Origin of the sequence: Streptomyces sp. NPDC048337, assembly GCF_043201175.1 — a bacterium.
GTDB lineage: Bacteria > Actinomycetota > Actinomycetes > Streptomycetales > Streptomycetaceae > Streptomyces.
The window spans coordinates 51,392-66,287 of record NZ_JBICYR010000029.1 but is presented as its reverse complement, the minus strand read 5'-3'; the positions used below and the strand labels follow the sequence as shown (position 1 = coordinate 66,287).

The window sequence follows — 14,896 nt, the reverse complement described above, 5'->3', positions numbered from 1 at the left end:
GATGCGCACGCTGTGTGCGAGCACGCTGATCGGCGAGTTCTTCGTGATCGGCTTCGCGGGCCTGGTGGCCATGAAGGACCCGGACCTGACCCAGGCGGAGGTCTGGACGGTGTGCGGGGTCACGATGCTGCTGTCCGTGCTGCTGTGCGGGATGCTCTCGCGCCCCGGGGCGGTCCAGCTGGGCTGGGCCCTGCAGATCGGCCTGATCGCGAGCGGGTTCGTCGTCCCCACGATGTTCTTCCTCGGCGCCGTCTTCGCCGCCCTGTGGTGGTGCTCGGTGCACTACGGCCGCAAGATCGACACGATCAAGGCCCGGTGGGCGGCCGCGCAGGAGGCGCAGGCCGCGCCCACGGCGCCTGACGCTGCGTGACGGGTCACCGAAACAGCCCTGTAGATTCGTCCTACCGCACCCGTATGCCGCAAGGAGCCGCAACATGACCCAGCGCACCCTCGTCATCCTCAAGCCCGACGCCGTCCGGCGCGGCCTGGTCGGCGAGATCATCGGCCGTATCGAGCGGAAGGCCGGCTGGACCATCCCCGCGCTGGAGCTGCGCACGCTGGACCAGGAGACCCTGGAGACGCACTACGGCGAGCACAAGGGCAAGCCGTTCTACGAGCCCCTCATGGGCTTCATGGCCAGTGGTCCGGTCGTCGTCCTCGTGGTCGAAGGGGAACGCGCGATCGAGGGTGTCCGCCAGCTGGCCGGACCCACTGACCCGATTGCCGCGGCGCCGGGCTCCATCCGGGGCGACTTCGGCACCGTCACCCGGGAGAACCTGATCCACGCCTCGGACTCCGAGGAGTCCGCGGAGCGCGAGCTGAAGCTGTTCTTCCCCGCCCTCTGAGGGTTCCCCGGACACTTTTCGGGCACTCTTTCCTGACGCGACATCAGCCGAATAGCGCTCACGACCTGGGGCGACCGAAGTAATTTCGGTCGCCCCTTGGTATTTCCGGCCACGAACGGGAACGCCTGGGCAGGACACGACGTCACCACTAAGGGGGCGGGTATCCGTTCCGGCGGGATTGCCGGAGTCCCGTCGCGCGGTGGCCGTACTCACGGCACTACGATGGGGCCTCCACCCACACACCCACCTCGCCGACCTGACAGCAGCCGCTATCAACTGGAAGGCCAGACGCTCCTCATGGGGAACAAGGGGAACAACATGTCGTTCATCGGCCGTGACATGGCGATCGACCTCGGGACCGCCAACACGCTGGTGTACGTGAGGGGCCGGGGGATCGTCCTGAACGAGCCGTCCGTGGTCGCCATCAACACGAACACCGGCGGCATTCTGGCGGTCGGCTCCGAGGCGAAGAAGATGATCGGGCGCACGCCCGGCAACATCGTCGCCGTACGGCCCCTCAAGGACGGCGTGATCGCCGACTTCGAGATCACCGAGCGCATGCTCCGGTACTTCATCCTCAAGATCCACAAGCGCCGCTACCTGGCCCGCCCGCGCGTCGTGGTCTGCGTGCCCTCCGGCATCACCGGAGTGGAGCGCCGCGCCGTCATCGAGGCGTCCACGCAGGCCGGCGCCCGCCAGGTGCACATCATCGAGGAGCCCATGGCCGCCGCCATCGGCTCGGGCCTGCCCGTCCACGAGGCCACCGGCAACATGGTCGTGGACATCGGCGGCGGCACCACCGAGGTCGCCGTCATCTCCCTCGGCGGAATCGTCACGGCGCAGTCCATCCGGGTCGCCGGCGACGAGCTCGACAACGCGATCATCCAGCACATCAAGAAGGAGTACTCGCTCCTCCTCGGTGAGCGGACCGCCGAGCAGATCAAGATCACCATCGGGTCGGCGTACGACCTCGACAAGGACGAGCACACCGAGATCCGCGGCCGCGACCTGGTCTCCGGACTGCCCAAGACGGTCGTCATCTCGGCCGCCGAGGTGCGCAAGGCCATCGAGGAGCCCGTCAACGCCATCGTCGACGCGGTCAAGACCACGCTCGACAAGTGCCCGCCGGAGCTCTCCGGCGACATCATGGACCGCGGCATCGTCCTCACCGGCGGCGGCGCCCTGCTGCGCGGCCTCGACGAGCGGCTGCGCCGCGAGACGGGCATGCCGATCCACATCGCCGAGGACCCGCTCGACTCCGTGGCGCTCGGCTCCGGCAAGTGCGTCGAGGAGTTCGAGGCGCTCCAGCAGGTCCTCGACGCCCAGCCCCGGCGCTGACCTGCGCACATCCCTCCGTCCGGAGGACAACACACAAGGATCCGCCGTACGGGTGCTACCGGGCCCGTACGGCGGATCGTTGATATACAGGCAAAAGAGAATTCCGACGAGGAAGGCACGGCCGCCGCACGTGAGGGACACACGAGAAAGCCGGCTGCTCCTGGTGCTTCTGATCGCCATCGCGTTCGCGTTGATCACGGTGGACATCAGGGCGGGCGAGGAGTCGCCGGTCGACGGTGCCCGGCAGGCCGCGGCAGCGGTCTTCGGGCCGGTCGAGAAGGGCGTGTCGACCGCGGTCGACCCGGTCGCCAACGCCATAGGGGCGGTACGGGATTCCGGCGAGCGGCACAACCGCATCGCCACCCTGGAGCGCGAGAACGCGGCCCTGAAGGCCAAGCTGGGCAGCGACGCCCAGACCCAGAGCCGCATCCGCGAGCTCGACGAGATGCTCAAGCGGGCCGGCGCCGGACAGTACGGCATCAAGGGCGCCGAGGTCATCGCCATAGGAGCGGCCCAGGGCTTCTCCTGGACCGTGACCATCGACGCCGGCAGCAAGGACGGCATCGAGCGCGACATGACCGTCCTCAACGGCGACGGACTCGTCGGCCGGGTCTCCACGGTCGGCCCCGACACCGCCACCGTGGTCCTCGCCAACGACCCGGCCTTCACCGTCGGCACCCGCCTGGAGAAGACCGGCGAACTCGGCTTCGCCACCGGACAGGGCGACCGCGCCCTGTCCGTCCAGATGCTCAACGGCAAGGCCAAGGTCAACCCCGGCGACCGGCTCGTCACCTTCGGCTCGCGCGGCAACAAGCCCTTCGTGCCCGGCGTCCCGATCGGCGAGGTGGTCAAGGTCGACCCCGCGCGCGGCGACCTGACCCGTACCGTCTGGGTGCGCCCGTTCGTCGGGTTCTCGCGCCTGGACATCGTCGGCGTCGTGGTGATGCCGCCGCGCGAGGACCCGCGCGACGCCGTCCTGCCGCCCAAGCCCGAGGCCCCCAAGCCCACCCCGACGGTCACCGTCACGGTCACCCCGTCCGGGTCCGCCAGTGTGCCCGCCAAGCCGGACGACGAGTAGGAGCAGACCGACCATGCGCTTCAACCGGATCCTGCTCTCGGCCACGCTCGTCGTGGTCGCCCTCGTCATCCAGGTCACCGTTCTTGGCCGGCTCCAACTGCCCGGCGCCGTCCCGGACCTGCTGCTGCTCACCGTCGTCGCCCTCGCACTCGTGTACGGGCCGGTCAGCGGCTCCCTCATCGGCTTCGCCGCCGGGCTCCTCGCCGACCTGGCCCCGCCCGCCGACCACGCCGCCGGGCGGTTCGCGCTCGTCCTGTGCGTCATCGGCTACGTGGCCGGCCTGGTCCGCCCCGACAACGGACGGTTCCGTTCCGCCTGGGGCCCGATGCTCACCGTGGTCGCCGCGGCGATCGGCTCCACCCTGCTCTCCGCGGGCGTGGGCGCCCTCGTCGGCGACACCGCCGCCCGCCACGTGGGCCTGACCGGGCTGCTGTTCACCGCGACCCTGTACGACCTGCTGCTCGCGCCGTTCACCGTGCCGTGGATCATGGCGCTCGCCCGGCGGGCCGAGAACGACCCGATGGCCGTCGAGGCCGGCGGCGGCCCCCCGCAGAGCAAGGACGTCTCCTCCGGCTGGCTGGCAGGCGGCACGGGCCTGCGCATCGGCAGTCAGCGCGGCGGCCTGCGCCTGATGACCTCCCGCTCGCGCGCCAACCGGGCCGGCCGGATAAAGGGGGTCAAGGCCGTGAAGGGCGTGAAGAGCGTCAAGAAGCTGTGAGGGAGGAGCAGGCGTGAGCAACATCCCGGAGACCGGCCGCACCTCCCGGGTGCAGATCCGGCTGATCATGATCCAGGTACTCGTCTTCTCGATGCTGGTCACCCTCGGCGGCCGGCTCTGGCTCCTCCAGATCCGCGAGGGCGCGGAGTACTACCACGAGGCGAAGAGCAACCACGTCCAGCGCGTCGTCCAGCCCGCCGTGCGCGGCTCGGTCCTCGACGCCCGCGGGGTCCCCCTCGCCGACAACGAGACCCGCCTGGTCGTCTCCGCCAGCCGCACCAAGCTGATGAAGATGAAGGACCGCGGCAAGGCCGTCATGACCCGCCTGGCCGGCGTCCTGGACATGACGCCCAAGGAGGTCATGGAGAAGGTCCGGCTCTGCGACTCCCAGACCCCCGCGCCCTGCTGGAACGGCTCCCCGTACCAGCCGATCCCCGTCACCCTCGAAGCCACCACGCAGCAGGCGCTCCAGCTCCGCGAACGCCCCGAGGACTTCCCCGGCATCACCGCGGAGCCCACCGCCGTCCGCCGCTACCCGGCCCCCGGCGGGGCCCGCACCGCGCAGGTGCTCGGCTACCTGTCGCCGGTCACCGACGACGAGATCCAGAAGGCCAAGGACACCGACTCGCCGCACCTGCGCTCGGACCAGGTGGGCCGCTCCGGCATCGAACGCACCTACGACAGGCAGTTGCGGGGCAAGGCGCAGGTCACCTCCTACGAGGTCGACAACCTGGGCCGGGTCATGGGCCAGACCCAGTCCGACCGGGGCATCGCCGGATCCACCCTCGTCACCAGCATCGACGCCCGGGTCCAGGGCGTCGCCGAGTTCGAGCTCCAGCAGGCGATGAAGACCGTCCGCAACGAGGTCGACAACATCACCGGCCGCAAGTACGAGGCCGACTCGGGCGCCGTCGTCGTCATGGAGGCCAAGACGGGCCGCGTCGTCGCGATGGCCTCCCAGCCCGACTACGACCCCAACGCCTGGGTCGGCGGCATCTCCGGCAAGGACTACGCCAGGCTCACCAGCCAGATCTCCAACTACCCGCTGCTCAACCGGGCCATCCAGGGCCAGGCCCCCGCGGGCTCCATCTTCAAGGTGGTCTCGGCGAGCGCGGCCGTCCGGGCCGGCTACGCGTTCGACGACAAGTACAACTGCAGCAGCTCCTACAACATGGGCGGCCGGAGCTTCGCGAACTTCGAGTCCAAGGGGCACGGCCCCATCACCCTCGGCGAGGCCCTCAAGTTCTCCTGCAACACCGTCTTCTACGCCCTCGGGCACAAGGAGTGGCAGCGCGACGGCGGCCTCAAGCCCCACCACCCCCACGACTGGTTCTACCGGACCGCCCGCGAGTTCGGCCTCGGCTCCGAGACCCACATCGACCTGCCGAACGAGGTCACCGGCCGCATCCCCGACCGCCAGTGGAAGCAGAGCTTCTGGAAGGCCAACAAGAGCGCCTGGTGCAAGCAGGGCAAGAAGGGCGGCACCTACGTCGAGCAGATCGCCTACGAGAGCTGCCTCGAAGGCAACCAGCTGAAGGCGTACGACAGCATCAACTTCGCCATCGGCCAGGGCGACGTCCTCGTCACCCCCATCCAGATGGCCACGGCCTACTCCGCCATCAGCAACGGCGGCACCCTCTACAACCCCACCGTCGGCAAGGCCATCATCAGCCCCGACGGCAAGCACATCGAGATGATCGAGCCCCAGTCCCACGGCAGGCTGCCGATCGACGCCCAGACCATCAGCGACCTCGACAGCGGCCTGCGCATGGTCGTCGAGCCCGGTGGCACCGCCGCCTGGCGGTTCGGCGGCTGGCCGATGGACAAGATCCCGATGCACGCCAAGACCGGCACCGCGCAGGTCTACGGCAAGCAGACCACCTCCTGGCTGGCGACCTACACCAAGGACTTCACGATCGTCATGACGATCTCCCAGGGCGGCACCGGATCCGGAGCCTCCGGCCCCGCCGTCCGCAACATCTACAACGCCATGTACGGCCTCGACATGGAGGGCAAGCAGGACCTGAAGAAGGCCCTGCTGCTGACGCCGGAGGCCAAACTGCCCAAGATCTACCCCGACGGCTCCATCGACTCCCCCGAGATCCGGCCGTACGTGCCCCCGTCGCCGGAGGAGCCCGCCCCGCCCGTACTCGCCGGGCCCCCCGCCACACGCCCCGTACGGGACTGAGGACCGAAACCGACATGCAGACCGCCAACAAGTTCTCCGTCTCCCGGTACGCGCCCGAGCGCGGGGCGATGGCCAAGCTCACCGCCCGCGACTCGGTGCTGCGCCGGCTCGACTGGCCGATACTCCTCTCCGCCCTCGCGCTCTCCTTCATCGGCGCCCTGCTGGTGTGGTCGGCCACCCGCAACCGCACCCAGCTGAACCAGGGCGACCCGTACTACTTCCTGGAACGGCACGCCCTGAACACCGGCATCGGCCTCGTGCTGATGATCGGCACCGTCTGGCTCGGCCACCGCACCCTGCGCGGTGCGGTGCCCGTCCTCTACGGGCTCTCGCTCGTGCTCGTCCTGGCCGTGCTCACCCCGCTCGGCGCCACCATCAACGGCGCCCACGCGTGGATCGTGATCGGCGGCGGATTCTCCCTGCAGCCCTCCGAGTTCGTGAAGATCACGATCATCCTGGTCATGGCGATGCTGCTGGCCGCCCGGGTGGACGCGGGCGACCTCACCCACCCCGACCACCGCACGGTCGTCAAGTCGCTGTGCCTGGCGGCCGCCCCCATGGGCATCGTCATGCTGATGCCCGACCTGGGCTCCGTCATGGTCATGGTCGTCATCGTCCTCGGCGTGCTGCTCGCCTCCGGCGCCTCCAACCGCTGGGTGCTCGGCCTGATCGGCTCGGGCGCGGCCGGAGCCATCCTGATCTGGCAGCTCGGCGTCCTCGACGAGTACCAGATCAACCGCTTCGCGGCCTTCGCCAACCCCGAACTCGACCCCTCGGGCGTCGGCTACAACACCAACCAGGCGCGCATCGCGATCGGCTCCGGCGGACTGACCGGCTCCGGGCTCTTCAAGGGCTCGCAGACCACCGGCCAGTTCGTCCCGGAGCAGCAGACCGACTTCGTCTTCACGGTGGCGGGGGAGGAGCTGGGCTTCGTCGGAGCCGGCCTCATCCTGGTGCTGCTGGGCATCGTGCTGTGGCGGGCCTGCATGATCGCCCGCGAGACGACCGAGCTGTACGGGACGATCGTGTGCGCCGGGATCATCGCCTGGTTCGCCTTCCAGTCCTTCGAGAACATCGGGATGACCCTCGGGATCATGCCGGTGGCCGGGCTGCCGCTGCCCTTCGTCTCGTACGGAGGCTCGTCGATGTTCGCCGTGTGGGTGGCCATCGGGCTGTTGCAGTCGATCAAGGTGCAACGGCCCTTGTCGGCCTAATCCGCCGTTCACCCTGCCGACGTGATCCGTTCAGGACTAAGTTCGGTCTATGGCGGACACGAAGCGCGAGATCGAGCGGAAATTCGAGTTCTCTAAGGCCAAACTCTCCCGGCGCGGGGTGCCGGACCTGACGGGCACGGCCGCCATCGCGGCCGTCTCCGACCAGGGCACCGTGGACCTCGACGCCGTCTACTACGACACCCCCGACCAGCGGCTCGCCGCCGACGGTCTCACCCTGCGCCGCAGAACCGGCGGCGCGGACGCCGGCTGGCACCTGAAACTGCCCGTCTCCCCGGGCGTGCGCGACGAGATCGCGACCGCCCTCAGCGACACCGTCCCGCCCTCCCTCGCCGCCCTCGTCCGCTCCCGGGTGCGCGGCACCGGGCTCGAACCCCAGGTCAGGCTGATCTCCTCGCGTCGGGTCAGCCACCTCCTCGACGCCGAGGGGGCCCTGCTCGCCGAACTGTCCACCGACGCGGTCCGCGCCGAGCGCGGCGAGTCCACCGCCGCCTGGACCGAAGTCGAGGTGGAACTGGCCGACGGAGTCGACCCCGGCCTGCTCGAAGCCGTCGAGAAGACCTTCCGCAAGGCCGGGCTGCGGGTCTCCGACGCCCCCTCGAAACTCGCCCGCGCCCTCGCCGAGACCGGCACCGCGCCCCCGACCCGGCCCGCGCCCGACCCGGGTGACGGCACGGCGGGCGCGTACGTCCTGGCGTACCTGCGCGAACAGCGCGACGCCCTGGTCGCCCTGGACCCCGCCGTACGCCGGGGCCTGCCGGACTCCGTCCACCAGATGCGGGTGGCCGGCCGCCGGATGCGCAGCGCCTTCAAGACCTACCGCAAGGTGCTGGACCGCGCCGTCACCGACCCCATCGGCGAGGAACTGCGGCTCCTCGCCGCCGAACTCGGCGTAGACCGCGACCAGGAGGTCCTGCTGGAGCGGATCCAGACCCGCCTCGGCGAACTGCCCCGCACCCTGCTGCTCGGCCCGGTCCGCAGCCGGCTCCGCACCTGGAACACCACCCGCCGCTCCGGATCGAGGCGCCGGGCCCTCGCCGTCCTGGACAGCGCGCGCCACCTCGCCCTGCTGGACTCCCTCGACGCCCTCCTGGCGAACCCGCCGCTGCTCGACGCCGCCGCCGGCCCCGCGGAAAGCGTCCTGCCCAAGGCGGTCCTGCGCGACTACGAACGCCTCGCCGGCCGGGTCGACGACGCACTGCGGCTGGCCCCGGGCGGGGAACGCGACGTCGCCCTGCACGAGGCCCGCAAGGCGGCCAAGCGCGCCCGCTACGCGGCGGAGGCGGCCGTGCCCGCCCTCGGGAAACCGGCGAAACGCCTGGCCAAGGCGATGAAGTCGGTCCAGACCCTGCTCGGCGACCACCAGGACAGCGTGGTCGCCCGCGAGGCCCTGCGCGGCCTCGCCGTCCAGGCGGCGGGCGCGGGGGAGTCGGCCTTCACCTGGGGCGTGCTCTACGCCCGCGAGGAAGCCCTGGCCGAGCGGCGCGAACGGGAGCTTCCGGCCATCTGGGCCGAGGTCTCCGCCCCCGGACTGCGGACCGGCCTCGGATGATCACGCGGGAGGGGGCGGCTGAGCCTCGGGGTACGCTTGAGAGTCGCCCCCTGCCCGCTTCACGAAAGTCGCGTGATGTCCGAGTCGGTCTTCCCACAGCTCGAAGCTCTGCTCCCGCATGTGCAGAAGCCCATCCAGTACGTCGGTGGTGAGCTCAACTCCACCGTGAAGCCGTGGGAGAGCGCGGACGTCCGCTGGGCGCTCATGTACCCGGACGCGTACGAGGTCGGGCTGCCCAACCAGGGCGTCATGATCCTCTACGAGGTGCTGAACGAGCGCGAGGGCGTGCTCGCGGAGCGCACGTACTCGGTGTGGCCGGACCTCGAAGCGCTCATGCGCGAACACAAGGTCCCCCAGTTCACGGTGGACAGCCACCGCCCGGTATCGGCCTTCGACGTGTTCGGCCTGTCCTTCTCCACGGAGCTGGGCTACACGAACATGCTCACGGCCCTGGACCTCGCGGGCATCCCGCTGGAGTCCAAGGACCGCACGGTCGACCACCCGATCGTCCTGGCGGGCGGCCACGCGGCCTTCAACCCGGAGCCGATCGCGGACTTCATCGACGCGGCGGTCATCGGCGACGGCGAGCAGGCCGTCCTCGACATGACCGAGATCATCCGCGCCTGGAAGGCGGAGGGCCGTCCGGGCGGACGCGAGGAGATCCTCCTGCGCCTCGCCAAGACGGGCAACATCTACGTCCCGGGCTTCTACGACGTCGAGTACCTGCCCGACGGCCGCATCGGCCGCGTCGTCCCGAACCGCTCCGGCGTGCCGTGGCGCGTGTCCAAGCACACGGTCATGGACCTCGACGAGTGGCCGTACCCCAAGCAGCCCCTGGTCCCGCTCGCCGAGACCGTCCACGAGCGCATGTCCGTGGAGATCTTCCGCGGCTGCACCCGCGGCTGCCGTTTCTGCCAGGCCGGCATGATCACGCGCCCCGTGCGGGAGCGAAGCATCACCGGCATCGGCGAGATGGTGGAGCGCGGCCTCAAGGCCACGGGCTTCGAAGAGGTCGGCCTCCTCTCGCTCTCCTCGGCGGACCACACCGAGATCGCCGACATCGCGAAGGGCCTCGCGGACCGCTACACGGACGACAAGGTCGGCCTCTCCCTCCCCTCCACCCGGGTGGACGCCTTCAACGTGGACCTGGCCAACGAGCTGACCCGCAACGGGCGCCGCTCCGGCCTGACCTTCGCCCCCGAGGGCGGCTCCGAGCGCATGCGCAAGGTCATCAACAAGATGGTGTCGGAAGAGGACCTGATCCGCACGGTCGCCACCGCGTACGGCAACGGCTGGCGCCAGGTGAAGCTGTACTTCATGTGCGGCCTGCCGACGGAGACCGACGAGGACGTCCTGCAGATCGGCGACATGGCGGTCAACGTCATCGCCAAGGGCCGCGAGGTCTCGGGCCAGAACGACATCCGCTGCACCGTGTCGATCGGCGGTTTCGTCCCGAAGCCGCACACCCCGTTCCAGTGGGCCCCGCAGCTGTCGGCCGAGGAGACGGACGCCCGCCTGGGCAAGCTCCGCGACAAGATCCGCGGCGACAAGAAGTACGGCCGCTCGATCGGCTTCCGCTACCACGACGGCAAGCCGGGCATCGTCGAGGGCCTCCTCTCCCGCGGCGACCGCCGCATCGGCGACGTCATCCGCGCCGTGTACGAGGACGGCGGCCGCTTCGACGGCTGGCGCGAGCACTTCTCGTACGACCGCTGGATGCAGGCCGCGGAGAAGACCCTGCCCGCGTACGGCGTGGACGTGGCCTGGTACACGACCCGCGAGCGCACCTACGAGGAGGTCCTGCCCTGGGACCACCTGGACTCCGGCCTCGACAAGGACTGGCTCTGGGAAGACTGGCAGGACGCCCTCGACGAGACCGAGGTCGAGGACTGCCGCTGGACCCCGTGCTTCGACTGTGGCGTGTGTCCTCAGCTCCAGACCAGTATTCAAATCGGACCGACTGGCAAGAAGCTGCTCCCGCTGAGCGTGGTGGGTGAATCCCCGAAGTCGTGACGTTGTTTGAATGTCCCCTTGCCGAGAGGCAGGGGGCATTCGCATTTCTAGAGGCCGGACGTGAATTCGTCCCTGGTGATCACGAGCCGCTGACGTACGTCGTCAGGGATGACAAGCTGCGTGTGGACCTGAGGGGCGCGGGCCTTCCGAACCTTGGTCCTTGTGACCTTGCACGTGACGCCTGCGCGGAGAAGGTCCTTGGTCATTTCCTTGACTCCCCCTGCGGTCCAGTGCTGGCGGAAGGTCTTGCCCGTATGCCTCAGCACCCAGTGGTCCCCCGCGTACTCCCTGAGATATACGGGCTCGTCTCCGAGTGCGGACAGGGCGTCATCCATAAGTCTGGCGTAGATGGTCTGAGGGTTGGGGGCTCCCTGCCCGCCTCCGCGGCAGGCGCGGCATCGGAGGTACTCGTAGCTCCTGGAGCCTGACCTCGTCTTATGTGCGAGCATGTTGGTGCCGCAATCGGCACAGACAAGGACTCCGAGGAATGTGGTCCCCCCGTCCGTCTGGCGGGCGGGCTGGCGCTTGGCGCGGCGATCCAGGGCCGCCTGAAGCTCTTGGAACTGTTCCGCAGTGAAAATTTCTTCGGCGACGCGGATCGGATTCCCGTCCTTTCCGAGTACCAGCTTCGAACGCCGAACGCCGCCCTTCTTGTCTTCTTCTACGCGGTACCCCACGAGGGCCGGGTTCCGAAGCCTGCGAAGTAGCGTGGCGGCGGTGAGTCCCGGGCCACAGAGGCCGGCGCGTACCAGCACGCTGGCCAAGCGCTTGGCCGAGGCGCCCTGCAGGATTCTGCCTCGACACCAGTGCAGGGCGCGCTGTGCGTCTTTGTCGATGGCGAGGACACTCCTTCCTTCTGCGTCCCGGGCCGTGGTGTAGCCGTACGCGGGTTTGCCGACCAACCACGCACTTTGCGTTTTCGTGTAGGTCCAGAGGCTCGCGACTCGAGTGCCGGTGTTGGCTGCCTCGATCTCGGCGACACTGCTGACGAGCGCAGCAAGCGTTTTCCCGGCTTCTGTGGTCAGGTTGATGGGGTCGTGTTTTGAGATCAGATTCTTGCCGTACGTCAAGCACCAAGTGATCATTGTGGTCAAGTCGGCCACTCGTCGTACCATGCGGTCCATCTTCCAGAAGAGCAGTACGTCGAATTCCGGCGTCCTGTCTCTGAGCCAGGGGCCGAGCTGTGGACGTCGCCACGGCGGCACCTTTGTCGCGGAGACGTTCAGGTCGCGTGCTACCCCGACGACCCTGTATCCCCGTTCCCTGGCGAGCAGGCGAAGGTCGAGTTCCTGACGTAAGGGTGAGGTGGTGGTTTCTGTGAGAACCGATAGGCGAACGGACAGCAGTGCCCGCGGAGCGTCGGCAGGCAACGAGCATTCATCTCTCTCCAACTCGGCCAGGAGTGCTTTGTCTGTTGCAGTCCATGAGTCGTCCGTAAAATGCCTCTGGTGTGTTTTCATGCTGGGACGCTAGCAATGCGGGGGGAGGTGGTTTAGGTGGTTGAGCATAGTTGGTCGAATCTGGCGAGTTCCGTCAGGTTCGTAGAGGTGTGTTATCGCTGCCCAGTGGAATGTCAAATGTCTTGAATAGGATTCGGGTGATGGCGGAGACCGAGATTGACGTCGATGAGGATGCGTTGGCGTTGACTGCCGAGGCGCTCGGCACGCATACGGTTGAGGACACCGTGAACGCGGCGCTGGTGCAGATCGCGGCAGGCGTCCAGCCCTCGGGGTCCGTCGACTGAAACGGGGCCCCGGACGCAACCGGTGGGGTGCCTCTGGTGTCCTTGGCGGCATGGAACTCGAGGAGTCGCGGCCGGAGCAGGGCGACGGGTGTCTGGTCGGGGTCGTTCGGATACCCGTCAAGGTCGTGGCGGTGCTGGTCGTACTGCCCGTACGAGTGGTCTGGGAACTGCTCGTCGCCTTGGGTCGGGCCGCCCGCCGGCGTGTCCTCGGGCCGCTCCACGTCCACATCGTCGAGCCGGTGCTGCGGGCCTTCGGCTGGGTGCTGACCGTCGTGCTGAAGCTGGTGTTCGTCTGGCCGTGGGTGGTGCTGTGGCGGTACGTGGTCAACCCCGTCGGGCGGGGCCTGGCGTGGCTGGGGCGCGGTGCGTACGAGTATCTGCTTGCGCCGGCCGGGCGGATCCTGGGCGTCTACGTGTTGCGTCCGCTCGGGGCGGCACTGGCCTGGATCGGCCGCGGCGGGCTGCGGTACCTGCTCGCCCCGCTCGCCAAGGGCGTCGCGTGGGCCGGCTGGGCCCTGGGCATGGCGCTGTTCGTCTGGCCGTGGGTCGCATTGTGGCGGTACGTGCTCGCGCCCGTCGGCCGCGGAATCGCATGGCTGGCCGCCGGGGCCTACCGGTACGTGCTCACTCCGGTCGGGCAGGGCCTCGTATGGCTGGCGGTCGCGCTGTACCGGTACGCCCTGCGGCCCGTCGGGATCGGTGTCGCGTGGGTGGCCGGTGTGCTGTACCGGTACGTGCTCGTGCCGGTCGGGCAGGTGGTCGGGTGGGCCTGGGGGGTGGCGGGGGTGATCGTGGGGGCGTTGTGGCGCGGGGGCAAGTGGGTCGGGTGGGTGGTGGTCGGGTGGCCCGCCTCCCGGGTCTACCGGTACGTGCTGACCCCCGTCGGGCATCTCGTGCGCGAGGTGTGGCGGGCCGGGCGGGTCGCGGTGCGCGAGGCGCGGGCCTCCGTGCGGCGGGCGCTGTTCGGTACTCCTCCCCGGGAACCGGCGAGGTCACGGGCGCGTACTCTGGGTAGTACGACAGCCGCCGACGCGGCACCCGCTGACGAGATCTCCCTGCCCCGACGGCAGGGGTGAGCCGGAGCGGGTCGAGAAGACCTCAGGGCGACGCGCGAGCCGCGGAGCCCCGCACAAGGAGAAGAACCCCTGGGCAAGCGACAGCCCGAAGGCCCGCCCCCCGCACCGGTGGTGCAGCGCATCCGACTGCGCTACACCAAGCGCGGCCGCCTCCGGTTCACCAGCCACCGCGACTTCCAGCGCGCCTTCGAGCGGGCCCTGCGCCGCGCCGAGGTGCCGATGGCGTACTCGGCCGGCTTCACCCCGCACCCCCGCGTCTCGTACGCGAACGCCGCCCCGACCGGGACCGGCAGCGAGGCCGAGTACCTGGAGATCGGCCTCGCCGAGGCCCGCGACCCCGAGAAGCTGCGCGAGCTGCTCGACGAGTCGATGCCGACCGGCCTCGACATCGTCGACGCCGTCGAGGCCCGCACCTCCGGCCTCGCCGACCGGCTGACCGCCTCCGTGTGGGAGCTGCGCCTGGACGGCGTGGAGGTCGCGGAGGCGGAGACGGCCGTGGCGGCCTTCCTGGCCGCCGAGACCGTGGAGGTCCAGCGGCGCACCAAGAACGGCATGCGGACTTTTGACACGCGTGGAGCCGTTGTCAGCCTTGAGGCACTTCCGGCTCCGGCTGATAGGCCTCTGGACAATGCCTGTGCGATACTGCGCCTGGTTGTTCGGCATCTGACACCTGCCGTGCGACCCGACGACGTCCTGTCCGGTCTCCGAGCTGTGGCCGACCTGGCGCCGCCGGTCCCCTCAGCGGTGACCAGGCTGGCGCAGGGGCTCTTCGACGAGGAGTCCGGCACGGTGACCGACCCGCTCGCGCCCGACCGCGAGGCTGTCACGGCCGCCCCACCCACGGCCGCCGTAGCCGCCGACGCGAAGGCGCCGGAAGGTCCCGCCGCGTAGGGATCGTCGTCGTCGCGCCGCCCTGGCACTCGGGAGCCACCTGGGTCGGGCAGCGCACAGACCTGAAGACTTCCGCCAGGCCGTACGGACCATACGTACGGAACCGGCGGCCATGGACTACAGCTCCCGTGTGGCGAACGCGCCCCGGAGGCCGGCTCCGCGCTCATTACGCGGAGCCGTGCCGGACCGGAAGTCAGCCGCGGCGCCCGGGAGCGTGACGG

The 14,896-nt window shown here is 69.5% G+C and carries 13 protein-coding genes; 12 read left to right on the top strand and 1 reads right to left on the bottom strand.

The window, feature by feature from the left end; all coding sequences use genetic code 11:
- Nucleotide 1 precedes the first annotated feature (1 nt).
- From ACGFYU_RS33115 to ACGFYU_RS33075, 9 genes are all read left to right on the top strand, one after another.
- A complete protein-coding gene (locus ACGFYU_RS33115; protein ID WP_393830993.1) occupies nucleotides 2-370 on the top strand; it encodes a DUF4233 domain-containing protein in 369 nt (122 codons plus the stop codon).
- A gap of 64 nt (nucleotides 371-434) precedes the next feature.
- Entirely contained in the window at nucleotides 435-845 is a 411-nt protein-coding gene (gene ndk, locus ACGFYU_RS33110) for a nucleoside-diphosphate kinase (RefSeq protein ID WP_382641438.1), read from the top strand.
- 318 nt (nucleotides 846-1,163) lie between these two features.
- Complete coding sequence (locus tag ACGFYU_RS33105) at nucleotides 1,164-2,183, top strand: rod shape-determining protein (protein WP_008738981.1); 1,020 nt, start codon at nucleotides 1,164-1,166, stop codon at nucleotides 2,181-2,183.
- A gap of 130 nt (nucleotides 2,184-2,313) precedes the next feature.
- A complete protein-coding gene (gene mreC, locus ACGFYU_RS33100) occupies nucleotides 2,314-3,261 on the top strand; it encodes a rod shape-determining protein MreC (RefSeq protein ID WP_393830992.1) in 948 nt (315 codons plus the stop codon).
- A 13-nt stretch (nucleotides 3,262-3,274) separates the two neighbouring features.
- Nucleotides 3,275-3,979 carry a rod shape-determining protein MreD gene (gene mreD / locus ACGFYU_RS33095; RefSeq protein ID WP_393830991.1) on the top strand — a complete coding sequence of 235 codons (705 nt, stop codon included), beginning with the start codon at nucleotides 3,275-3,277 and terminating at the stop codon, nucleotides 3,977-3,979.
- Between the two features lie 13 nt (nucleotides 3,980-3,992).
- Nucleotides 3,993-6,167, top strand: coding sequence for a penicillin-binding protein 2 (mrdA, locus tag ACGFYU_RS33090; RefSeq protein ID WP_393830990.1), 2,175 nt, complete (start codon nucleotides 3,993-3,995; stop codon nucleotides 6,165-6,167).
- 14 nt (nucleotides 6,168-6,181) lie between these two features.
- Nucleotides 6,182-7,381 carry a rod shape-determining protein RodA gene (gene rodA, locus ACGFYU_RS33085; RefSeq protein WP_393830989.1) on the top strand — a complete coding sequence of 400 codons (1,200 nt, stop codon included), beginning with the start codon at nucleotides 6,182-6,184 and terminating at the stop codon, nucleotides 7,379-7,381.
- A gap of 49 nt (nucleotides 7,382-7,430) precedes the next feature.
- Nucleotides 7,431-8,951, top strand: coding sequence for a CHAD domain-containing protein (locus ACGFYU_RS33080; protein WP_393830988.1), 1,521 nt, complete (start codon nucleotides 7,431-7,433; stop codon nucleotides 8,949-8,951).
- Nucleotides 8,952-9,023: 72 nt separating this feature from the next.
- Nucleotides 9,024-10,964, top strand: a complete 1,941-nt coding sequence (locus tag ACGFYU_RS33075; protein WP_393830987.1) for a TIGR03960 family B12-binding radical SAM protein — start codon at nucleotides 9,024-9,026, stop codon at nucleotides 10,962-10,964.
- 47 nt (nucleotides 10,965-11,011) lie between these two features.
- Here ACGFYU_RS33075 and ACGFYU_RS33070 read toward each other — a convergent pair whose 3' ends face one another.
- Nucleotides 11,012-12,424: a recombinase family protein gene (locus tag ACGFYU_RS33070; RefSeq protein ID WP_393830986.1), complete on the bottom strand. Its 1,413-nt coding sequence runs from the start codon at nucleotides 12,422-12,424 to the stop codon at nucleotides 11,012-11,014.
- 140 nt (nucleotides 12,425-12,564) lie between these two features.
- Here ACGFYU_RS33070 and ACGFYU_RS33065 point away from each other — a divergent pair, with 140 nt between their 5' ends.
- The 3 genes from ACGFYU_RS33065 to ACGFYU_RS33055 all read left to right on the top strand — a co-directional run bounded on the left by ACGFYU_RS33065 (nucleotide 12,565) and on the right by ACGFYU_RS33055 (nucleotide 14,675).
- Nucleotides 12,565-12,708 carry a hypothetical protein gene (locus ACGFYU_RS33065; RefSeq protein ID WP_393830985.1) on the top strand — a complete coding sequence of 48 codons (144 nt, stop codon included), beginning with the start codon at nucleotides 12,565-12,567 and terminating at the stop codon, nucleotides 12,706-12,708.
- 50 nt (nucleotides 12,709-12,758) lie between these two features.
- Entirely contained in the window at nucleotides 12,759-13,784 is a 1,026-nt protein-coding gene (locus ACGFYU_RS33060) for a hypothetical protein (RefSeq protein ID WP_393830984.1), read from the top strand.
- 111 nt (nucleotides 13,785-13,895) lie between these two features.
- Nucleotides 13,896-14,675, top strand: coding sequence for a TIGR03936 family radical SAM-associated protein (locus ACGFYU_RS33055; protein WP_393831008.1), 780 nt, complete (start codon nucleotides 13,896-13,898; stop codon nucleotides 14,673-14,675).
- The last annotated feature ends 221 nt before the right edge of the window (nucleotides 14,676-14,896 follow it).